This window comes from Eudoraea sp. (assembly GCF_049669105.1).
Lineage (GTDB): Bacteria > Bacteroidota > Bacteroidia > Flavobacteriales > Flavobacteriaceae > Eudoraea.
Genome location: NZ_JBATKE010000053.1, coordinates 1 through 23,903 on the forward strand (window position 1 = coordinate 1; position 23,903 = coordinate 23,903).

Below are 23,903 nucleotides of genomic sequence, written 5' to 3' on the forward strand. Positions count from 1 at the left end.
GACTGCATTAGTTGTTTATGCGTATACCATTGCTCTTCAGAACTTTGTTGATTAAGGTTCATTCTCATTACAAGTGGTTTACCAAGGGTTTGAGCAGTTTCCACAAATTTTGTCCAGGCAGGGTGAACCCTTAAAATATAACCAACAACTAATTTTTTCTTTTTTGTTTTAGCCAATTCAACAAGTTCTTCTGCCTCCTCAACGGTTAAGGCTATGGGTTTTTCAACAAATACATGAGCCCCCGCCATCAGACTTTCTCTAACATAGGCTGCGTGGGTATCTGGATAGGTACTTATGGCCACAGCATCGGGTTTGGTAGTGGCCAAAGCCTTTTTAAAATCACCAAATTTAGGCAAGCCACCCAATTCATCAGAAAGTCGCTCCCGGCTTTGGGGTTTTCTGCTAACCAATCCTGCAATTTCAAAACCCGGTAATTTGTAGTATGCACGAGCATGGCTGGTACCCATATTTCCACAACCCACAACAAGGATTTTAATTTTTTCCATATTCAGTTCGTTTTATACAAAGAATTAAAGAAAGCTATAATTCCCGAGGTTTAAAAATAGCACACTTCTTATATATTTATAAGCCAAGCCACTTAAATTTAATTTAAGCGATATTAATGGTCTCTTTTTAAAAACGGCCATACTAATCTAAAGAAAATGCCACTATCTGATTCCCTTTCTCTGTTCCCAATTTTTCTCCTCCACAGGCAATAGCAATATACTGTTTTCCATTAACCTCATACATTGCCGGTGTTGCAAAGGCTGCGGCAGGTAATTTAAATTCCCAAAGAACCTTTCCGTTGTGTTTATCGAATACCCTGAAGTAACCATCTTTTGTAGCTCCTATAAACAGCAGGCCATTTTCTGTAACCACGGCACCGCCATAATTTTCTGTTCCGGTTGTTGGGTATCCCTGTTCTTTTAATTTGGGAATTTCTCCGAAAGGCACAGACCAGATAAATTCCCCTGAATTGAGATCAATAGCATGGAGGGTTCCCCATGGAGGCGAAATAGCAGGAAGGCCATCACTTGTCAAAAACTTATTGTACCCCTTATGTTTATATGGAATGTCTTCCGATGCAGGAAGGTTAGACCCTACTTCTTTTTTATCATCCTCGTCCATCAGGAAACTGATAAGACCTTCTTTTTCGATTGATGTTAGCTGCGGAAAACCGACCATCATACCTTTTCCAAGTTTAATTTGACTAAGCACTTCTTCTTTGCTTAATTTATTACTAATATTTATCAAAGAGGGAAATCCGCTTGCAGCCATTCCACTCCTGTCTTTTTGGTGACAAACAGCACAGTATTTTTGATAAACACTTTCTCCATAGGAAAGACCTTCGGGAGCGGGTTTGTTTTCTTCCATTTCCATTATCCAGGGCATTTCATTGGAATTAACATATAAAATACCATCTTCCGGATCTGCTGAAGCACCACCCCATTCGGCCGCACCATCATATCCCGGAAAAAGCAAAACCTGCTTGAGGCCGGGCGGGGCATAAATGCGTTTATCCGCGTTATTTAGGATAGCTTTAAGTGAATCCTGGTTTTTGGCATACGGGTTGATATCATTTTCGGTCAATTCTGAAGACTGACGCGCAAAGGGCTTTGGAGAAACCGGAAATGGTTGCGATTCCCAGGCTTTTTCACCTTTTAGGGAGGAGGAGGGGACAGGCACTTCATTTATATCAAATAAGGGAACACCAGTTTCTCTGTGGAAAACATATACATAGCCCTGTTTTGTAACCTGCGCCACAGCAGGGATTTTTTTGCCTTTTCTGTTAATGGTAATTAAATTAGGAGGCGCCGGCGGGTCCCGATCCCAAATATCGTGATGTGTGAATTGAAAATGCCATAGTCGCCTGCCCGTTTTTGCATCTAATGCGAGTAGGCAATTTGCAAATAAATTACTTCCTTTTCGGATGCCTCCATAAAAATCCGGAGCCGCAGAACCTGTAGGTACGTAAATAATACCTCTGGCTTCATCAACCGCCATCCCGGCCCAATTGTTTGCCGCTCCAACCAAGGGGTTTTTATCCTCCCAGGTTTCGTTGCCCGCCTCCCCCGGGGGAGGAATGGTATGAAAAACCCATTCAAGCTTTCCTGTTTTAATATTAAAAGCCATAATGTTCCCGGGCGCAGCGCCCACATCCTCGGAAACCCTTAGTGGCATAATAATAAGGTCTTCAAAAATAGTCCCGGGGGTATTTGATATAACAAACTTATCTTTTGCTGTTTCTGACATGCCTATATGCATATCAACCTTACCATTAACTCCAAACGAGGTAATGGGTTTTCCGGTAATGGCATTCAGCGCAAATAATTCAGGACCTTTTGTGAACAGAATTCGTTTATCTTCTCCCTCCTCCCAATAGGAAACTCCCCTGCTGGTTGAATGCCATACTTGCAAAGAATCTCCATATCGCCAGATTTCTTTACCGGTTTCAGCCTGGAGGGCAACTACCCTTAGAGCCGCCGTAACGCCATATAAAAAGGTGTCTACAACTATAGGATTCATTTGCATTTGTCCATAATCCGGGGCCTCGTATTGCCAGGCAATTTTCAGGCGACCTACATTTTCTTTCGTTATTTGGGAAAGGGTGGAAAAGTGATTTCTGTCAGGACCACCTAAATAAGAAGACCAGGTAGTGTATGTTGATTTCTCCTTAACAGGCTCTTCTGAATTTTGACAACCAGAAACAAAGAGGGCTATAAAAAAGACAATACAATAGTAATTCCTTAAAAACATTCTGCTAAACTTTGCTGTTTTTAAAAGTATTAAAAGAATCTAAATTTAGCTAGCGATATTTTTACATAAGCAATACAGATTATATCAGAAATGTGCTCGCAGGATTTCTTTTACAGATTGGTAATAGGATTTTCCAAAGATGTTGAGGTGAACCAGTAAATAATAAAGTTGATAGATTGCTATACGATTAGACTTACCAGGTTTTGACGGATTAATTTCAAAATAAGCAGCGTAAAAAGAAGAGCTAAAACCACCGAAAAGCCGGGACATGGATAAGTCTATTTCACTATGGCCAAAATATACAGCCGGATCTATAAGATAAGGCTCGCCATTTTCGGAGATTAAGTAATTACCGCTCCATAAATCACCATGCAGCAAAGAGGGTCTAACACTTGTACAATAGGAGCTAAGAACAGATTGAAGTTTATCAATGCCCGGAACCTCTTCTTTTGTTAAAAACCCGCGACTAACAGCGGTTTGAAATTGAGGGTCTAAACGTTCTTTTATATAAAATGAAACCCAATTGGGATGTTTGTGGTTGGGCTGAGGTAAATTTCCAATAAAATTTGGGTTATCCCACCCATAAAAATCGGAACTTGTTTGATGCATTGCTGCGAGTTGAACACCAAACATTTCCAAATCCTTTGATTCCGGGTTTTTGGAGGCCACGTACTCCATTAACAAACAAGCCCCTTCTTCCAAAGCATTAACAGCGTAAACAATGGGGGTTTTTACAGTTTTAGTTTTGTCAATAGCCTTCAAACCTTCTTCTTCTGCTTCAAACATAGACTTCGCTGTGGAAGAACTATTTAATTTGCAAAAAATGCGATCAGAATCTGTATATAGCACATATGCCCTGGAAATATCTCCACCGGAAACAGGCACACAGTTTTTAATTTTGGTTCCAATGAGCGTGCCTATAAAATCTTTAAGCTCAGCGTTCATTTTTCTTAATTAAAAAGACTCACAGGCATTTTCTCCTATTTATAAAGAACATTATAATACTCATCAGCCATTCTGCGGCTTGTAAAGGCCGGCACAACCCCGTCAATTCCTTTAAAAACCATTTCCTGCCATTTCTTTGGATCCTCATAAAACGTCGGAAGAACACGCTTTTCCAGGGTATTATAGAGATTATCACTGTCAAATTTATCCTGTTCCCAGGCAGGGGATCTATAATCTGCTTCGGGAAGAACAAACGAATTCACACCATTTACAGCAAACTCCGGGATCCAGCCATCGTTAATTGTTAAGTTTATAGAGCCATTCATAGCAGCAGTCATTCCACTTGTACCAGAAGCTTCCCGGGTAATTCTTGGGGTATTCAGCCATACATCAGAACCTTTTTTAAGTTTACGGGAAAGCTCCATTTCATATCCAATAAGGACCGCCATATTCGGTTTAAATTTTGTATACTTTACAAGGTGATTAAACATGTCTATAGAATAATAATCGGTAGGATATGGTTTCCCTGCCCAAATAATCTGAACCGGATAGTTCACTGAAGAAACAAGTTTTTCAAAACGCTCAAGATCATATAATAACAGGTCGGCCCGTTTATATTGAGCAAATCTTCTTGCCCAGACAATAGTAAGGATGTTGGGATCAAAAAGTTTCCCGGTCTGATCTAATACAACATCAAAAAGCTGAGATTTTAATTCCAGTTTTCGCTTTTTAAACGCCTTTGCATTAAGACCTTTCCAGGCCTTAGCAAGAATACTATCCTGCCAAAAATGCTGGTTTTGGGAATTGGTTATCGGGATAATTTTACTTGTCCCTTTAAAACTATTCCACATATTGTTGGCAACAACAGCATGGAGCTTGGAAACAGCATTAGTTCTTTTGGCCATTCTAAGCGCGGCCACAGTGTAGTTTAGCATATCATCATTAACCACTTCTTTTTGCAACTCTTCGTCGGTAAGTGTTTTTCCAAAGAAACCACAACTATTCAGCAGATGCCCATTTCGCTCCATGTTACCAGCCTTTTCAGGAGTATGTGTAGTAAAGAACATTTGATTTTTGGTAATTCCAATATTACGCAGGTAATAAAAAGCGGGTAATGCATGCCCTTCATTTAAATGATATACGTCTGCCCCACCCAATTCCTGAACAACCTTGGCACCTCCAATGCCAAGCACAATATTTTGGGAGATACGTGTTAATGTATTATTGTCATATAAATGGTCTGTAATGGTTTTAGACAAATGATCATTACCCGGAACATCTGTGGTAAGCAGATAGATTGGCACAGAGCCAAACACTTCCGGTTTAAGAACGTAGGCCCGGACTTTAACGGATGGGTTATCGTGAATTTTCACCTCTACTTCTATTCCGGAATCTTCAAGGAAATTATAGTGCTTTTCAATAAAACTGGTTTGTAAGGTCTGATCGGTGTTTCGGCCCTGGTCATAATACCCATATTTCCAAAGCATTCCTATTCCTATCATATTCTGCTTCAATTCCATTGCTGAAATCATATGAGATCCTGCAAGATAGCCGAGGCCTCCGGAATAAATTTTAAGCGCCTGATGAATACCAAATTCCATACTAAAATAAGCGGCTCTTTTTTTATATTTTGTATCGGTTTTATAGGGATGATACCATGTATTGTATTTACTTGACATAAAAAGGTGTTTTTAAGAAGCCACTAATTTAAAATAATAGAAATGAATCAGAAGTGAAAGAAACTTTTTTTTGCAATTATAGCATAAACTACTCCAGATCTTCGGGATAGCGGCCAATTGCTGTCCAGCCACCATCTACCACCAAGGTTTGGCCATTGATATGCGCCGCCCCCTCAGAAAGCAGAAAAAGACAGGCTTCGGCCACGTCATTTGGCTTTCCAACAATACCTCTTGGGATAAGTTTACCCCAGGTTCCTGCATAATCTGGCTCTTCCTCTTTTGTACGCTCTGTAAGCGTTGCCCCGGGAGCAATGGCATTTACAGTTATTTCATGGGGCGCCAGGGCAAGAACCAGGCTTTTGGCCATCATTTGCAAGGCTGCTTTAGTCATGGAATAGGCCGTTAAATCGGGGTATCCCCTGATTCCGGTAATGGAAGACATCAGAATGACACGCCCCCCATCACCTTGTTTTTTCATAATTTCTCCGGTTTTTTGCACCAGAAAAAAAGCACCTTTCAAATTAAGACCTATTACTTTGTCGAATTCCTGCGGTTTAAATTTGAAGAAATCACCAAATAAGGTAATCCCGGCATTCGGAATAACAAAATCTATTCTGCCATATTGTTCCAACGTAAAATGAACAAGGCTATCAATTACCGCAACGTCCCCTGCATCACCAATAAAAAGGGAACAACTATCAGGAAATTTTTTCTTCAGACGTATCAATGTGTTCTCTGCCACCTTTTCATCTACCTCATTTAGAACTACTCTTGCACCATTTTTCAGCAATAATTCAGCAATGGCATAACCTATTCCCATGCCTGCCCCGGTTATTATTGCCACTTTTCCCTTTATTCCTGTGTAGATCATAGATTGCCTTTAAAACAATTAACCTTAAAACCACCAATTTTTGTTTTATAACTAAAGAGCCCTCCACTTTGTGGGTAATGCCTAAGACTTTCTTCCGACATGCCGCTCCGGGCAGTTGTAATATATAATGTTGTCATTTCTTTGCCTCCAAAGCAGCAAGAAGTGACATGAGGCGCATCGACAACAATTTTCTCTTCAACTTCAGCTGTTTTCGGGTTCCAACGTCTCACACAGCCACCACCCCAATGAGCAATCCATAACATCCCTTCCTGGTCAATTGTCATTCCATCCGCTCCGCCATAGGATTGAGGGATTTTGAATAAGGTTCTCCGGTTAGAAATTTCACCGGCTGAAAGCTCGAAATCATATTCCCAAACCTCATAAACAGCAGTATCAATATAATAAAATTTAGTATTATCAGGAGACCAGGACATCCCATTTGAAATGGAGGTATTTCTAATTTGTAAGGTCGCCTTTAAATCTTTATCCAGCTTGAAAAGATTACCATAGCCAGGCTTAAGATTTTTATGCATGGTTCCTATCCAGAAGTTGCCAGAGGAATCACATTTACCATCGTTAAACCTCAAATTTTGATCGGAGTTTTCCAGGATGTGAAGGCGTTTGAGCTCATTAGTCTGATAATTAAAGGAGGTAATACCGCTCTCCATCGCCAAAAGCAACTTACCCGTACTAATTGGGATTACCGCCCCTATCATTTCATCAAAACACCATTCAGAATTCTTATTGGTTTTCAAGCAGTGTCCATGAATGATACCAGCTTCTATATCTACCCAAAATAGCTGCTCAGACTCATGATCCCAAAAAGGACCTTCTCCAAGCGTTGCTTTTGCATCATAAACAAGATTTGCTTTCTGCACCCTGTAAATGTATTTAAATCATTTTTTGTTTTTGAGTTCCAAGCCCTTCAATGCTTAACTCAACCAAATCTCCTTTAGAAAGGTAAGAGGGTGGATCTAAGCCTATACCAACGCCGGCAGGTGTACCGGTAGAAATTAAATCACCCGCCTCAAGAAGCATAAATTGGGACAGGTAATAGATAATAAAGGCCGGCCTGAAAATCATATTTGAAGTATTGCCATTTTGCCTTAAATCCGTATTTACAGATAAAGTCATTTTTAAATTATTAAGATCCCCTAATTCATCCGGAGTGGCCAGGTATGGGCCAACAGGACTAAAGCCCGGGCATGATTTACCTTTAATCCACTGCCCTCCTTTTTCTAATTGAAATGACCTTTCAGACAAATCATTTATAACGCAATATCCAGCGATAGCTTCTGCGGCCTCCGCCTCATTTTTGAGGTAGAGAACATCTTTATTCAGAACCACCCCAAGTTCTACTTCATAATCTGTTTTGATAGAATTTTTTGGAATAGATACGTCATCATAGGGGCCGCTTAAGGTGTTGGTAGCTTTGCCAAAAATAATAGGTTCTTCGGGAATGGCCATATTAGATTCCGCAGCGTGTTCAGAATAATTAAGCCCTATACACATAATCATTCCAGGCCTGCTAATACAGGGGGCATGTCTTACAGAATCAGGAATTTCCTGCAACTCAGCGGCATTGGATACTAAGTACTTGTCTAGTCTTTGTAAGCCATTATTTTGAAAAAAGTTTCTGTCCCAATCGCTGAATTCTTCGGAGCAGTCTAATCTTTTGCCTAGATGAAGAACACCGGGCTTTTCATTTTCTTTTTCGCCAAAGCGTATAAGTTTCATAGTTGGTTGTATTTAAATTTTGGTCAAACGTCAATCAATTTATACCAATTTTATATGAGATTAAATCTTAAAAAGTAAACATCGTTTTATTAGCCCCAACTTAAAAATAGAGTTGAGAAAAAAGCACAATCATCGGGGATTAGTGCGCGTTTTAAAAACAAGGTAATAAAATCCCGGAGATTAATATTCTCCAGGGCATAAGAAAGTGGTAAAACAGGGTATCTAAAGCTGTTTTAAATACCTACTTCAAGACAGACTGATATTTTGCTTTATCTTCCATCAGATCGACAGCCGTTAGTATGGCCTCATCATTTTTTAAATAATACTGATAAAGGCCTTCTCTGTAGAAATAGCGCTTTATAATTTCGTCCTGAAGATTTATCTGAATTTCCTTTTGATACGTTTCCAGGGCGTTGAGTTTGCGTTTACTAATTTCTGCTAACAGGCTTTTGTAGCTATCCTGTATATCTGCGCCATATATGGCCTTGTCATCACCTGTAATTGCCTCTTTTAGAGCCTTTTCCGTTTTGGTTTCAAAATTGAAATTGCTTTGAGATACATAGTTTCTGAATTCTTCAAAATCTGAAGAACTAAAGTCAAAGTCGGCAACATTTGTAATCGTATTTTGATAGTAATAGTTGGTGGCGAAATCAAAAACAACACTATTGTTTATGAGCGCCTTAGTTAGGGCGTTAGTTTTTAGAGCTGCTATTTCAATATCTGGCATAACCCCTCCACCATCTTCAACTTTTCTGCCATTTCTTGTCCTAAATTCATTAAATTTTGTGGTTTTTACAGCATTGCCATTTTCATCTCTATTCCAATAATCCAACGATTGTATACAACGTCCGGAAGGGGTATAATATCTGGAGATAGTAACTTTTAATTGAGTTCCATAGGTAAGCCGCAGAGGCCGTTGAACTAATCCCTTGCCAAAACTACGCGCCCCAATGATTACAGCACGATCCAAATCCTGGAGACTTCCTGAAACAATTTCACTGGCCGATGCACTTCCGCCATTTATTAAGACAACCAATGGGATGTCTTCCTCCACGGGTTGATTTTTTGTTTTGTATTCACTGTTGAATTTTTTTACTTTGGATTTGGTCGTTACAATCAGCTCGCCTTTAGGCACAAAGAGATTTGTAACATTAATTGCTTCAGATAAGAGCCCACCGGGATTTCCTCTTAGATCTAAAATAATTTGTTCAGCACCTTTCCCCTTTAAATCGAGAAGAGCAGCCTTTGTTTGGGAAGAGGCCTTTGCATTAAATTTGGAAAGCACTATATAGCCTGTATTTTCATTTACCATATTGTAAAAGGGGACGGCATCAACTTCGATAGCCTCTCTTTCAATTACAGTAGTATTTATTTTACCTTGTCTTTGGTACGTTACTTCAACTTTGGTATTGTTGGCTCCTTTTAATAATTCACTGGCATCGTCTTTAAAATCTGCAATGGAGATGTCTCCAATTTTAATGATTTCATCTCCCGCTTTTAAGCCTGCTTTATCAGCAGGATAACCTTTATATGGTTCAATAATCACCAGTTTGCTGTCATATGAACGAACCAAAGATCCGATGCCGGAATATTCCCCTGCGTTGTTTATTTTATAAGCCTCAACATCCTGCTCATTTAGGAATTTAGTGTATGGGTCAAGATCATCCAACATATTCTTTATGGCGGTATCCATAAGCTCTGCAGGATTGGTCTCGTCTACATAATTCATGTTTAGCTCCTTGAACAAGGTGGTAAAAATTTCTATCTGTTTAGCAATTTCAAAAAAATCACTTTTAAAACTACTTCCAACGGCTAGCATAACCAACGCCAGTAAAGGTATCAGGACTTTTTTACTCAATAGAGTTTTCATTACTTACTTTTTTTAAAAATTTCTGTAAAATTACCCGCATGTGCTTTTCTACTTCTTCGTATCCGGGTATTTCCTTTCCAATATATAAAAATAGAAACGCAAAGCTTCCCTCGATGTTGTTAAAAATTTGTTCTTTGTTTAACCTGTAGCTTTCCCTTAACAATCTCTTAATGCGATTTCTTTTTACCGCACTTTTAAAATTTCTTTTGGGTACCGTAACCCCACATTGAATTTTTGCTCTGGCCGGATCTTTTATTTCCAAATAGATCAGCTTTAATGGATAGCTGGTAATCGATTTTCCTTCTTCAAAAATACCACGAATAAGGATTTCGCTTTTTAACTTTTCTTTTTTTGGAAATTTTGAAGACATAACGCCGCTAAATTAAACAATAAAAACCATGCCCCGGCAGCATGATAATTATCATATTTATCCGTGAACTAGGATTTTATCTTGCATTGGATTATATTTCAAGGCTATACACCAAAATACCACGCATTATGGGGGAATTGAATGTAAAAAAGCTTACGCAGAACGAAGAAAAAGTTGGTTATATTGATCAATTGCTTACTGATATTGAAGCACTTGAATATATGCTGGAAAATAAAATGTTTAAAAAGACCCCGGTGCGCATTGGAGCAGAACAGGAATTCTGTCTTACCAATGAAAACTGGGAGCCCACAAATATAGCAGATAAAATCCTCGAGGATATAAATGACCCTCACTTTACTTCTGAGTTGACACTTTATAATTTAGAAATCAACCTGGACCCTCTTGTATTAAATGATGAATGTTTTTCTGAGTTGCACAAACAATTAAGAGAATTAATCGATAAAGCCAAATCAAGTGCAGCAAAACACGGCACCAAAGTTATTCTAACCGGAATATTGCCTACTGTAGACACGAAGTATTTAGAAACGTCATATATGACCCCCTTAACCCGATATCGGGTTTTAAACGAAGCTATTAAAGATATCAGGAAAGATGACATAGAGTTGCACATAAAAGGGGTAGATGAGGTTAACCTTCATCACAACACAATACTTTATGAAGGCTGTAATACAAGCTTCCAATCACATCTTCAAATTGACGCGGATAATTTTGCGGACACCTATAACTGGGCACAAGCCATTGCAGGACCAATACTTTCTATATCTGCTAATTCTCCTTTGTTGTTGGGGCAGGAATTATGGGAAGAGACACGAATTGCTTTATTTACTCAAAGTGTGGACACCAGGGCAAGCACCTTCATTCTCAATGAAAAGGAATCCAGAGTAGGCTTTGGAAATGATTGGGTTTCAGGATCTGTAGCGGATTTTTATAAAGATGCTATAATCAGATTTAGGAGCTTGTTAACTACCGACTTTGATACCGACAGCATGACGTTGCTTAAAAGTGGTCAAACGCCAAAATTAAGGGCATTAGCGCTTCATAATGGGACTATTTATAAATGGAACAGGGTTTGTTATGGGGTAACAGACAATGTACCCCACGTGAGAATTGAGAATAGATATATACCATCCGGACCTACCACAGATGATGAAATTGCAAATATGATGTTATGGGTAGGGGTGATGATGGGAAGGCCGAAAGCCTTTAATGAAATTCATAATAAAATGAATTTTAAAGATATAAAAGGCAATTTCTTCAACGCTGCAAGATATGGTATGGCAGCACAGTTTTATTGGGACGGAAAACTGATTAGCAGTCAGGAATTACTACTTGATCACTTTTTACCCATGGCTTTTAGAGGACTATATAGCATGGGTGTTGCACCAAGAGACGCAGAACATTATTTATCTATTATTGAAAATAGAATTCGTTCAAATAATGGCTCCAGGTGGATGATTAAATCATTCCGAAAACTCAAAGAAAGTTATAGCGTAACGGATTCACTTAAGATTTTGGTAGCCACAATGTATGAGAGACAGGAAAAGCGTTATACCGTAGATATTTGGCAATTACCAAGAGGAGATGAATATGTGATTTCTAAAGATCATCTTAAGGTGAAAGACCGAATGAATAGAAAAACATTGAGCGCACAGGAGAATGACAGTGCAGAATTGGTTTTAAAAATGATGCTTTGGAAAAATATTCACCATGCTCCAATATTAGATCAGAATCTTGACCTTAGCGGATTACTGAGCTGGACAGATGTAAAAAATTATATGGAAAATCCTGCGAAGCTTAAAGAAAATATTAGCACACTAATGACCAGGGATTTGATTACTGCAGGCCCGGAAACACCATTAAAGGAGGCCAAGGAACTTATGAGATCTAATAACATTAATTGTTTACCCGTAGTAGAAGGAAAAAAATTAATTGGAATTATCACGACCAATGATTTATGATTCATGGATCAAATCCAAACTAAATCCATAGTAAAACTGAAAACCGAAAGAATAATAGGTCAAATTTCCGGTAAGGAAACGGGCCCTACCCTGGTTTTGTTTGGAGGAATACATGGAAATGAACCCTCAGGGATTGAAGCTCTTGAGCAAGTTTTTAGGCAATTGAAAGTCGGTGAACTGCAAATAAAAGGATCGATTTTTGGAATTAAGGGCAATTTGCCGGCACTACTTGAAAAGAAACGTTTTTTAGAGCACGATCTAAATCGAATTTGGACACATTCCAGAATAGACGAGATTAAACGCAGAAGCGAATTAGAGCGTTCAGTTGAAGAAAATGAATTGTCTGAAATTTATCAGCTGATTTCAGATATATTTGAGACTCAATCTCCTCCTTTCTACTTTATTGATTTTCATACCACTTCCAGCCCTACATTGCCATTTATCACAATAAATGACGCTTTAATAAACCGGGAATTTGCTTGCTTATTTCCTGTTCCGGTAATCCTTGGGATAGAAGAATATCTGGAAGGACCGTTATTAAGTTATATCAATCAAAAAGGATATGTATCCTTAGGTTTTGAATCCGGGCAACACTTTACAACAGAGGCAGTAACAAATTCAATTTCCTTTATCTGGTTGACCATGATTTATAGTGGAGTGCTTGCTAAAGAACAATTGCCACACTATAAAAAATATCACGACCAACTTAGTTTGGCGGCAAAGGGAAATACTATTTTTTATGAAGTAATTCACAGACATTGCATTACTGAGTCTGATAACTTTGAGATGTTACCCGGCTTCCACAGTTTTGATAAATTGCGGAAGGGCAGGGCAATGGCCAATTATAATGGAGAAGAGATTATCGCGTATAAAGACACTATAGTTTTCATGCCTCTTTATCAGGTTCAGGGCGAAGAGGGTTTTTTTCTTATTCGCAGAATACCCGGATGGATATTATCATTTTCGGCATTTTTGCGCAGAATAAAATTTGATTCTTTTCTGGCATTACTTCCGGGAGTTTCATGGTCAAATGAGGCTCGCGATAAGCTTAAGGTAAATTTAAAAATAGCCAGGTTCTTTAGTAAACCCTTTTTTCACCTTCTGGGGTATAGGAACAGAATGGTTGATCAAACACATTTACTTTTAAATAATCGGGAGCGGACCGCGAAAAATGAAATGTACAAAGACACCTTTTGGTATAAAAACTAAATACTTTTTTTAAGCATTCTCCTCTGCCCGGTACCCACAATTACTCAGAAGCTTGCCAAATATTATTTTCAAGGTTAATATCGGCCATTAGCTGTGACGGGTCAATTACTACCGCTTTGATGGAACTGACAGGTTTATCAATAACAAATTCAAATACAGGATAAGCCCATGGCCAATCTGGTAAAATTGTTCTCTCTATAGTTGGATAGGGGTTATCTTTCTGCCCTCTCATAATGCGCAAGGGAGTATAAAAAGTTTCTCTAGTTCCATCTTCATAAACCAGCAGAATATCAATGGGCATTGGCATAAGACCTACTCTTTCCAGAATAATTTTGGTTTTATTGCCTTCAGCTTGAACTTCTTTAACTCCATAATCAATGGTATTTGTGGTTTCTGTCCAATCCAAAAGATACCAGTCTAACTCTATCCCGGATACCTTTTCAGCCGTTCTTTTGATATCATTTGGGATAGGATGTTTAAACTTGAAATTATCATAATAAGACCTAAGTGATTCCATTAACTTATCCTGGCCTATGACATATCCTAATTGCGATAAAAATATGGATCCTTTATTATAAGCAGAAATACCATAGGCCGTATTGAGCTTATATCTGTCGGAATGAGTTGTCTGGGGTTGCTCTTTCCCTGACTGTACCAGGGACAAATAGCTACTATACGTACTTTCAAACGGATTGTCTTTCCCCTGATTCATCACTTCATTCATGCATAAATTCGAAATAAATTGAGTAAAGCCTTCGTCCATCCATGCATGTTTTAATTCATTGGTAGCCAATACATGTTGAAACCAGGAGTGTGCTAATTCATGAATCATAACACCTACAAGGCTTTCAAATTTTCGCTCCCCGGTAATAAGCGTACTCATGGCATATTCCATACCACCATCTCCACCCTGTATCACTGAATATTGATCATAGGGATACGTGCCAATATTTTCATTAAAAAAGGCCATGGCTTCTGCAGTCTTTGGTTGTAAATTTTTCCAGTTTTCAAGAAGCTCCGGTTTGTTCTTATAAAAGAAATGTAAGGTAGGCCCATTTTCCATCTTTAGTGAATCATGAATATATTCGGGGTCTGCAGCCCACATAAAATCATGCACCATAGGCGCTTTAAAGTGCCAGGTAAGGGTTTTGCCCCTGGATTTTTTGGTTTTACTTCCCGGCGCTTCGTAGCCATGACCGATTTCCTGAGGGTTTTGTAAATAGCCACTTCCTCCTACAACGTAATTTTTATCTATCGTAAGTTTAACATCAAAATCACCCCAGACTCCGTGAAATTCCCTGCCTATATAAGGGTCTGCATGCCACCCTTCAAAATCATACTCAGCCAATTTAGGATACCATTGGCTCATAGAGAGCGCAACACCTTCAGAATTATTTCTGCCAGAACGTCTTATTTGTAATGGAACCTGCCCCTCAAATTTCATATTAAATGTGCTTTTACCTCCTGAAGGGATTGGTTTTACCAATTGTACTTCAAGCACTGTACCCTCAAGACTGAAAGAAACACTTTCACCATCCTGAGTAAGTGAGGAAGCCCTTAGATAACCAATCTCATCAGGATTGAGCTTGGCAATCCGGCTTTGGCCGTTTACATACATTCTCCCATCCGGATCCTGAATATTTTGTAATCTAATATCCATTTCGCTCCCTGGCTGAAATGCGTTGTAGTACATATGAAAATACACACGATTTAAATCATCCGGGGAATTGTTTGTATAAACAAGACTTTGAGTACCCGTATATTGGTAATTTTCAACATTGAAAAGAACCTCCATTTTGTAATCGACACTCTGTTGCCAGTAGGAATGATTTGTCTGCGCCTGGAGGCCCATTACACAAACCAATAAGACAAAAATGAATTTTGGAAATTTATTCTTTATAACCATTTAATATATAAATTATAGGCTTTTAGACATATTACTCGCCATTATTAAGGCATTATAAGCGTTGACCATCTTCCCTGATTTAGAAACCTGATCAAAAGGTTTGGTTTTTTCAGTATCCCCGGCCAAAATAACTGAAGCGCTGGTGCTTAACCCGGATTCAATTAAGACACGCTTTACTTCGGAAGCCGTAAGTTTTGGGTAATAGGAGCGAATTAGTGCTGCGATTCCTGAAACCATTGGCGCAGCCATTGATGTCCCGCCCTGAAACTCATAATTGTTTTCCGGCATTGTTGAATAGATATTTCCGCCGGGTGCGAAGACATCAACATTCATTTTCCCGTAGTTAGAAAATGAAGCAACCATTTCTGAACCGTATTTACCATTTAAGGCACCAATTGTGATAAGGTTGTCTGCCATTTCAGTGCCTTTATTATCGGCTTGGTCATTTGGAAAATTAGTATTCTTAGGGTCATCCAAATCCAAGCCATCGTTTCCAGCTGCGTGCACGATCAGCACATCATTAGCTGCTGCGTATTTAATTGCATCATAAACCCATTCTGAATTCAGGGAATAGGATTTACCAAAACTTGCATTAATAATTTGCGCACCATTATCAACGGCATATCGGATTCCCAGGGCGATATCTTTATCATATTCATCACCGTTGGGCACAGCCCGGATACTCATTATTTCCACATTGTTCGCAACTCCGTTTACCCCCAGCCCGTTATCGCGTTCGGCAGCAATAATCCCGGCCACATGCGTTCCATGACTTTCATCTTTTACCATGTTTTTAGGATTTCCGTTGCCATAACCCAAATCCATAAGGTCATAAGGATTGTCACCTACTATTTTCCTGCCATCAAAATCCACATTCAAATGGTAATTCAAACGTTCTGAAAAATAGGTAATCCCTTCGTTTAGTTGTTTAAAAACATCAGGGATACTATCAGCAAAATTATACATCTGCTTAATTGCCGCAACCGATTGAAGCAAGGCCTGATCTTCTGTTTTAATAGCAATAACATCTTTTTTGGAATAGTCATTTTTCCCCAAATGTTTTTTTACAGCGGCATCTGCATCTTTTACAGAACTTAGAATCTCTTCATAGCGCTCCTTGTTTTGCTTGTTTTTTGATAACTCCGCCTGTAGTTCGGCTTTTGCTTTTTCCTGAATCGCATTATCGCCCATCTTAAACTTAATGATTCTTACATATTCTAATTGTTCATTATAAGCTTCACCTAAAAAATTATATCCGTGTATGTCGTCAATGTAACCATTATTGTCATCGTCCACACCGTTACCGGGGCGTTCACCCTTATTGATCCAGATAACATCATCAAGATCTTCATGAGTCAGGTCAATTCCAGAATCCAGTACAGCTACGATAACTTTTTTGCCTTTTTTATTTTTAATAATATCATCATAAGCCTTGTTTAGGCTGATCCCGGGGATGGTATCCGAAATTAAATCTGCGTGCCCCCAGGTTTTATTCTCTGCATCTGTGAGTTCAGATATTTTAAGCGGCATGGTATCAATATTTTCAAGGGGGGTCAATACCAAAGCCGTACTGCCGCATCCGGCAAGAAAAACCATAACGAGGCTTGTATAAAAAGCCGATTTTAAATGTTTAAGAGTCATATTAAATTTATGTTTAGTGATGTATTTTAGAATAATAACTTCCGGGCGACAAAGCTACAAATGTTTCCAGACAACCTCTGTCTGCCATTGTAACATAGCAATTAAGTCCGTTTTCCCCACCAAAGGCAATATTAGAAGGCTTCTTGCCTTTTAAAATTACCTCTTTTAAAATCTTACCTTCCGGAGAAACAATAGCTATAGTACCTTTGTCATAACGAGTGAGATAAAGATTTCCTTGCATATCACACCGCATTCCATCCAGTCCAAAATCCGTAAAGTTTATAAATTTCCTTTTGTTGTTTAGCGTTCCATTCTCCTGAATATCATATTTCCACACCATCCTTTGTACAGATTCATTCACATAAAGGGTTTTATTATCAGGACTAACTTCTATGCCATTGGTCGTGCCCATTCCTTCTTCCAATAACAAAATTTCTCTTTCAGGGGTAACCATCCAAAGCTTACCGGTGCTTTCAGCCCAATTGGGATCACTGAGGTATATTACACCGCCCCGGCCTATGGCGAGGTCATTGGGCTGATTCATAGTTGAATCCTGCGCCCATACCTCAGGTGTTTTTGTGTCTTTTTTAATTCTGTAAACTTTATGACCCAAATAATCTGCGATAAACATATTGCCATCAAGATCAAAACGTATGCCATTGCCTATACTGCCTTCCGGTAAGCTGATAAAAACTTCACCCTCACCAGCGTTATTTACTTTACCAATTGTGCCCTCCTTGGCAAAATTTACGGCAAAAAGTTCTCCATTTCCGTTTACGGCCGGCCCCTCAATACCTGCTGTGAAAGCAAATTCTGCCGTAAAATCTTCGCTTCGCAGCGATTGGTTTTTACAGCTGTAAAGTGTAAAAATAAAAAATAGACCAATTAGGATATTAATCAAAAATCTCATTAAATGTATAGCTTTTATTAAGTCTAACACCTTTTTCGGTATGTGTTACGGTGCATACTTCATTATGTGCATCGTGCTCCATGAACAAATAAAAATTATTGTCTGCTGCTGTGTTTAAAAAAACTGCCTTTTCCGTAAGAGTTAAAAGGGGTCTGGTATCATATCCCATAATATATGGCACGGGAATATGACCTGCCGTAGGTAATAAATCTGCCATAAAAACCAGGGTCTTGCCTTTATAGGAGATTTGAGGCAGCATTTGTTTATCTGTATGCCCGTCTACGAATAGAATGCCAAACCCCATCTCCGAGTTTTTAACAAATGCATCCGCTGTACGATCTATAAAATTTAGCTGGCCGCTTTCTTCCATTGGGAACAGATTTTCTTTAAGAAAAGAAGCTTTTTCCCGGGGATTGGGATGGGTGGCCCAATTCCAATGATCTTTGTTGGTCCAGTAACGGGCATTTTTAAAGGCTGGTTCATATCCTGTGTGATCCTTATTCCATTGAACGCTCCCACCACAATGATCAAAATGAAGGTGCGTCATAAACACATCAGTAATATCATCCCGGACGAATCCCGCCTTCTTCAGAGAAGCATCCAAAGAATGGTTTCCCCATCTGTAGTAATAGCTAAAAAATTTATCGGATTGTTTATTCCCTAAGCCGGTATCAACAAGAATGAGCCGGCTTCCATCTTGTATAAGAAGGCTTCTGGCCGCAATATCAATCATATTATTGTTATCTGCCGGATTCGATTTGTTCCATATGGATTTGGGCACTACGCCAAACATTGCACCTCCATCCAATTTAAAATTTCCGGTTTCAATGGGATATAAGATCATTCATGAATTCTGAGTCGGCTGCAAAATAACGAAAGCTCTAAAGAAAATCCTCAATATTAGTAGTTTTTAACAATCAATGAGATATCTTTTTATGCTGTACCAGATTATGCAGCTGTTGCCCAAAATAAATCATTCTTTTAATTTCCTGAACACCCAGCAGTCGCTCTTTTTTTAATATGAGCAAAGAAGAACCATTAGATTCAATATGATAATATGGATGGCTTTCAAGGAACAAGACCATTTCATCTGTGAAGAGTTCTTGAATGGCATTTTCATTTTCTCCACTTAGGTTAAAACGCCTGTTAAAATCCGGATGGTTTTCTATGGTTATAGCTTTAAATCCTGCGAGTGAATAAATTAATTGCAGCAAACCTTCCTTATCCAAGGTAAATACCGGGATATCAACATCTAATTTAATATGCATCATGGTGGTTTTAACGACTTCTTTTGCGATAAAAGCACCTTCAGTCCACTCGAGATCAAAGACACTACAACCATTTTTAGCATCCTTTAAAAGATTATAGAAATAACCAATTTCGCGGGTATGAAAGAAGACAAAATTCTCCAAAAAAGAAGTATTGGTGTTTTTTTTAGCCATATACTTCCAGTCATAATCCTTGGCCGTTTCTTCGAGGTCTTTTTGTCTTTTTGTAAAATACCGTTCAATTGGTTTTAGAGCTGCAATGGGTAGTATTTTACGAATTGCAAAGGGGTGAAACGAATCGGCCTCATGTTTATCCAATCCAATTAGTTCTATACTCCCCCCTTTTCTATTAAAAGCAGAATTATAGTTCTCCAGACCTTCCAGTGCCGTGTGATCAACAAAACTGCACATCGAAAAATCTACAACAACATCTTCGCTTTCTGGCACAGCATCCAGTTTATTCTTTAATTTATGAAAATTAAGGAAGCTGCAAAAATATTTTACGCTTATATAATAATTCCCTTCACCCTCTTCTTTAAAAAGAAGAATATTGGGCTTAAACAAATGTTTAATGAACAAGGAAATACTTTTATTTATGACCACGTGAATAATAAAAGTAACCAGAATCCCTGCTGCTATTCCTGTAATCAGGTTTGTAAACAAAGTGGTGAGTAAAGTGGTTAAAAAGATTAGTACTTGTTCCTTCCCTATCCGGGCAACTTTTTTAAATGATTCAGGATTGGCCAATTTATAACCTGTATACACCAATATAGCGGCTAAAGCAGCCAGAGGTATCCGCTTAAGCTGCTCTTGAAAAATGAGTACAAAGCCCACCAAAAAAAGCGCATGGAAGAAATTTGCAGATCTGTTGGTTGCACCGCTATTTACGTTAACCGAACTTCTGGCAATTACGGTTACTACGTTCAGACCTCCCAATAATCCACTAATGGTTGTGGCCAAACCAAGTGCTTTCAGATCTTTATTGACATTAGATCTTCGGACTAACGGATCAAGCTTATCTACAGCCTTTATACTTAAGAGGGATTCTATGCTCGAAATTAGGGTAATTGCAAAGACGGCAATGATAAATTCTTTATCCATTATCCTCGCAAAATCAGGAAAAGCCAGATTAGACAGCACATCATCTGGAATGGATACTAAAAAATCTACCCCCACCGGATATGGTATACCAAAAAAAGTATAGCAGTAGCTCAAACCAACGGAGAGGATTAATATCCACATGGGTGCCGGGATTAACTGAAAATATTGATTCCTGATTTTTGAATAGAAGACCATGATAAACAGGCTGACGATTCCTATTATTGCCACAAACAGCATATTAAGGTTTGCAGTATTTACTAAAATCAATAGATCATTTGGGATTGTTAGCAATAACTCTACGATTGTACCTCTCGCATTGTTATGGCCCATCATAATATGAAATTGCTTTGCCAGAATACCTATTCCAATTGCTGCGAGCATACCCTGTATGGCTGAGGCCGGAAAGAAATCGGCCAAACGCCCCATTTTTAAAAACCCCAGAAGAAGCATCAATATTCCCGAGAACACTATGGCAGCTAATGTGAATAGGTAACCCTGGTACATATCACCCTCGCCGAGGACGGTAATTGCCCCTAATAATACAATGACCAGGCCATTACCGGGCCCGGTAATGGTAACCTTAGAGCCTCCCAGCAGAGCAACTACAATACCGCCGACTACTGCTGCTATTATCCCTGAAATAGGAGGTGCTTCACTTGCCAAAGCCAGGCCCAGTCCGAGCGGAAGCGCAATTAGAGACACCACAAAACCCGAAAAAATGTTTTTGGGCAGGGATTTAATAAAAATGCCGGTATTGGTGGTTTTTGCGCTCAAATTTATTTTCGAATAATCAATAAATCAGTGGGTAAATCAGACAAAATATATTCCAGATCATGTCGAAAAATACGATCTAAAAGGCCAGTTTTTTTAGGGGCATTCATTACTAACAGGTCTGCCCTTACTACCTCAGCGTAATGACCTATGGAATACCCTCTTTTTCCAAAAATACTTTGCGTTTTTATCTTTATGTTTTTTAAAAAAGCCTCTGGCAAACTTTTCACAATTTTACGCACCCTGTAGTCTTCCCTGTTCTTTAATCTTTCCTTTATGATATTTGCTTTCTTTAAGGATCGGTCATCTTCAACAGTGACGTGTATTTCTTGTTGCCTAATCTCTTCTACGATGGTAATCTGTTGTGCGCCAAGCGCATTAGCTGCATAGAACGCATCCAAAATAGCAACGGGAGTTTCGGGCGCATCAAGGCCATTTACTACAATATGTTTACAGGGCATACGTTCTGCGGAGGGTTTTATAAGCAATAAAACCGAACAGTTTACTTTTCGGGTCAGATTTCTGGCTATACTTCCCACATAGAATTGATACACATTTTCATGCTGAAGGGCGCCAAGTACCAATAAATCAATATTAAATTTGGTACAGGCCTCCAAAATTACTGAGACTGGTTTTCCTTGTTCCCAGTGAATTTCTATGGCATCGTCGCGGTAATCAATTTTATCCAGAAGCGCACTCACAATGCCTAATTTTTCTTCGGTTTTTTTACCAACATGAAGTAAAATTAATTTGGCGTTAAAAAAATGCGCAAGACGGGTAGTTTCCTGAATATTTATTTCCAGTGTAGGTGAAAAAGCAAAACCGAACAGAATTCTCTTAAAAGGATGGGGTTGCATTTCCATAACTGGTATTTTAGCTCAATATAACACATAAATACATAACTTGATTGGGAAGGCACATTCCAAAGCCCGGGCCCGATTGGTGAAAATCATTATGACATGTGTGGTAATAACATTTATTAGTCTTTTTCCAGATCTATTACCAAAAGATCTTCATTATAATCACTATTTTTAGCTCAAAAGGGAAAAGATGCTGGAATTAGCCGGGATAATAATTTTAGGGATCATTGCACAGTGGTTTGCATGGCGTTTAAAACTGCCGGCTATCTTGCCTCTAATTCTAATTGGCCTTCTTGTAGGGCCTATATCCACTTTGTATACCGCGGATGGTTCTAAACTGATTGAACCGGTCTGGAATGGGGAAAAAGGACTTTTCCCCGGAGAGGGCCTATACTATTTCCTTTCACTTGCAATTAGCATTATATTATTTGAAGGAGGCTTAACGCTTAAACGTTCAGAAGTTAGAAATGTGGGGCCGGTAATCTCTAAATTAATTACGGTTGGTACCCTGGTTACTTTTTTTGGTGCCGGGTTTGCAGCACATTTTCTTTTTGACCTTAGCTGGCAGATATCATTTTTGTTTTCATCCTTAATTATTGTTACCGGTCCAACGGTTATTACGCCAATCCTGAGAAATATTCCTTTGAAAAAGGATATTTCCGCGGTTTTAAAATGGGAAGGAATTTTAATAGACCCTATTGGCGCTTTGGTGGCAGTACTTGTTTTTGAATTTATCAGTGTAGGGGAAGGGCAGGAATATACGAAAACGGCCTTAATTGATTTTGGCAAGATTTTACTTTTTGGCTTCACTTTTGGTTTCACCTTTGCCCATGGTTTGGCATTTGTTATTAAAAAGAATTATGTGCCTCACTATTTATTAAATGTGGTTTCCTTGTCTGTCGTACTGCTGGTATATGTGGAATCTGATATTTTGGCGCACGAATCCGGTCTTCTTGCGGTGGTGGTTATGGGAATGGTTTTGGGTAATCTGGACCTGCCAAACCTTAAAGAGCTGCTGTATTTCAAGGAATCCTTAAGCGTGTTGCTTATTTCTATCCTTTTTATTTTGCTGGCGGCTAATATTAACATCAGTGATATGGAGTTGATCTATAATTGGAACACCGCCATTTTATTTATTGCTATTGTTTTTATTATACGACCAATAGGGGTGTTCTTAAGCACAAAAGGCTCTTCCTTAAAATTTAAGGAAAAACTCTTTATTAGCTGGGTGGGCCCCAGGGGGATTGTAGCTGCCGGTATTGCTTCACTTTTTGGTTCCAAATTGCTTCAAAAGGGCGAACCTGGAGCTGAATATATTACGCCGCTGGTCTTTATGATTGTATTAGGGACCGTACTATTAAATGCTACTACCGCACGCTATGTAGCCAGAATGTTAGGAGTATTTTTAAAACACTCTGAAGGAATTCTTATAATAGGCGCTTCAAAAATGTCAAGACTTATAGCCAGTTACCTCAAACAAAACAACAGACATGTGGTTTTGATAGATAATAACCATGCAAATATTGACCAGGCAAAAAAACTTGGATTAGAGGCTATGGTAGCAGATGTTTACTCTGATACCTTAGGAGATAATATTGAACTTAATGATATGGGGTATTTGATGGCACTAACAGGCAGTGCGGAAATCAATGAATACGTCATAGAAAGGTTTAATCATCAATTTGGAGAAAATGGATCCTTCAGGTTGGTAAGCGCAGAAGAGATGAACGATCCTGAGAATAATCCTGAGGAAGGCCTCTTCTCCCATACCGATGATTTCATAAAATTGATGGAAGCCATAAGGAGTTACCCGGCGGTTCATGAAATTGAACTTAAAAATGGCAAACATTACCAACAGTTAATAGACATTACGAATGAAGATGATGAGATAATTCCAATTTTCATAAAAGCTCCTGACGGGGAGATACACATCATTACTTCATTCAATGAAAGCTTCAACACTATTTCTGATGGCTACAAGCTGGTCTATTTAGGCAAAATGTTTGATTTGGATAAAATACACTAAACC

The 23,903-nt window shown here is 38.8% G+C and carries 18 protein-coding genes; 3 read left to right on the forward strand and 15 right to left on the reverse strand.

The window, feature by feature from the left end; all coding sequences use genetic code 11:
• From WBM60_RS04410 to rnpA, 9 genes are all read right to left on the reverse strand, one after another.
• The coding region (locus tag WBM60_RS04410) for a Gfo/Idh/MocA family protein (protein ID WP_424282797.1) at positions 1-506 on the reverse strand (506 nt) is incomplete at its 3' end.
• 142 nt (positions 507-648) lie between these two features.
• On the reverse strand, positions 649-2,757 hold the full coding sequence (locus tag WBM60_RS04415; RefSeq protein ID WP_424282798.1) for a PQQ-binding-like beta-propeller repeat protein: 2,109 nt from the start codon (positions 2,755-2,757) through the stop codon (positions 649-651).
• Between the two features lie 84 nt (positions 2,758-2,841).
• Positions 2,842-3,702, reverse strand: coding sequence for a fructosamine kinase family protein (locus tag WBM60_RS04420; RefSeq protein WP_424263032.1), 861 nt, complete (start codon positions 3,700-3,702; stop codon positions 2,842-2,844).
• Between the two features lie 35 nt (positions 3,703-3,737).
• Complete coding sequence (gene glgP, locus WBM60_RS04425; protein ID WP_424263034.1) at positions 3,738-5,381, reverse strand: alpha-glucan family phosphorylase; 1,644 nt, start codon at positions 5,379-5,381, stop codon at positions 3,738-3,740.
• Positions 5,382-5,469: 88 nt separating this feature from the next.
• Positions 5,470-6,252: an SDR family NAD(P)-dependent oxidoreductase gene (locus WBM60_RS04430; protein ID WP_424263036.1), complete on the reverse strand. Its 783-nt coding sequence runs from the start codon at positions 6,250-6,252 to the stop codon at positions 5,470-5,472.
• On the reverse strand, positions 6,249-7,130 hold the full coding sequence (locus WBM60_RS04435) for an SMP-30/gluconolactonase/LRE family protein (RefSeq protein ID WP_424263038.1): 882 nt from the start codon (positions 7,128-7,130) through the stop codon (positions 6,249-6,251). The genes WBM60_RS04430 and WBM60_RS04435 overlap by 4 nt, the downstream gene beginning before the upstream one ends.
• Positions 7,131-7,143: 13 nt before the next feature.
• Positions 7,144-7,989 (reverse strand): fumarylacetoacetate hydrolase family protein, encoded by an 846-nt coding sequence (locus WBM60_RS04440; RefSeq protein ID WP_424282799.1) that lies wholly within the window; start codon positions 7,987-7,989, stop codon positions 7,144-7,146.
• Between the two features lie 241 nt (positions 7,990-8,230).
• Positions 8,231-9,859: a S41 family peptidase gene (locus WBM60_RS04445; protein ID WP_424263042.1), complete on the reverse strand. Its 1,629-nt coding sequence runs from the start codon at positions 9,857-9,859 to the stop codon at positions 8,231-8,233.
• Positions 9,840-10,229, reverse strand: coding sequence for a ribonuclease P protein component (gene rnpA / locus WBM60_RS04450; RefSeq protein WP_424263044.1), 390 nt, complete (start codon positions 10,227-10,229; stop codon positions 9,840-9,842). Before rnpA ends, WBM60_RS04445 begins: the two co-directional genes overlap by 20 nt.
• Before the next feature lie 41 nt (positions 10,230-10,270).
• Between rnpA and WBM60_RS04455 the strand changes: the two genes are divergently transcribed.
• Both WBM60_RS04455 and WBM60_RS04460 read left to right on the forward strand, forming a co-directional pair.
• Positions 10,271-12,208, forward strand: a complete 1,938-nt coding sequence (locus WBM60_RS04455; protein ID WP_424279145.1) for a CBS domain-containing protein — start codon at positions 10,271-10,273, stop codon at positions 12,206-12,208.
• A 3-nt stretch (positions 12,209-12,211) separates the two neighbouring features.
• Positions 12,212-13,417 carry a succinylglutamate desuccinylase/aspartoacylase family protein gene (locus tag WBM60_RS04460; RefSeq protein WP_424263367.1) on the forward strand — a complete coding sequence of 402 codons (1,206 nt, stop codon included), beginning with the start codon at positions 12,212-12,214 and terminating at the stop codon, positions 13,415-13,417.
• Between the two features lie 40 nt (positions 13,418-13,457).
• Here the strand turns inward: WBM60_RS04460 and WBM60_RS04465 are convergent, their stop codons facing one another.
• The 6 genes from WBM60_RS04465 to WBM60_RS04490 form a co-directional block, all read right to left on the reverse strand.
• A complete protein-coding gene (locus WBM60_RS04465) occupies positions 13,458-15,323 on the reverse strand; it encodes a M1 family metallopeptidase (protein ID WP_424276558.1) in 1,866 nt (621 codons plus the stop codon).
• A 12-nt stretch (positions 15,324-15,335) separates the two neighbouring features.
• Positions 15,336-16,964 (reverse strand): S8 family peptidase, encoded by a 1,629-nt coding sequence (locus WBM60_RS04470; RefSeq protein ID WP_424259218.1) that lies wholly within the window; start codon positions 16,962-16,964, stop codon positions 15,336-15,338.
• A 13-nt stretch (positions 16,965-16,977) separates the two neighbouring features.
• Positions 16,978-17,874, reverse strand: coding sequence for an SMP-30/gluconolactonase/LRE family protein (locus tag WBM60_RS04475; RefSeq protein ID WP_424259217.1), 897 nt, complete (start codon positions 17,872-17,874; stop codon positions 16,978-16,980).
• Positions 17,858-18,718 (reverse strand): MBL fold metallo-hydrolase, encoded by an 861-nt coding sequence (locus tag WBM60_RS04480; RefSeq protein ID WP_424259216.1) that lies wholly within the window; start codon positions 18,716-18,718, stop codon positions 17,858-17,860. Before WBM60_RS04480 ends, WBM60_RS04475 begins: the two co-directional genes overlap by 17 nt.
• 73 nt (positions 18,719-18,791) lie before the next feature.
• Entirely contained in the window at positions 18,792-21,017 is a 2,226-nt protein-coding gene (locus WBM60_RS04485) for a SulP family inorganic anion transporter (RefSeq protein WP_424282800.1), read from the reverse strand.
• A gap of 2 nt (positions 21,018-21,019) precedes the next feature.
• Entirely contained in the window at positions 21,020-21,877 is an 858-nt protein-coding gene (locus WBM60_RS04490; RefSeq protein ID WP_424259214.1) for a universal stress protein, read from the reverse strand.
• A 187-nt stretch (positions 21,878-22,064) separates the two neighbouring features.
• On the opposite strand from WBM60_RS04490, the gene WBM60_RS04495 reads away from it, so the two are divergent.
• The gene (locus tag WBM60_RS04495; RefSeq protein ID WP_424259213.1) at positions 22,065-23,900 is read left to right on the forward strand and encodes a cation:proton antiporter; all 1,836 of its coding nucleotides are present in this window, start codon (positions 22,065-22,067) and stop codon (positions 23,898-23,900) included.
• Positions 23,901-23,903 lie beyond the last annotated feature (3 nt).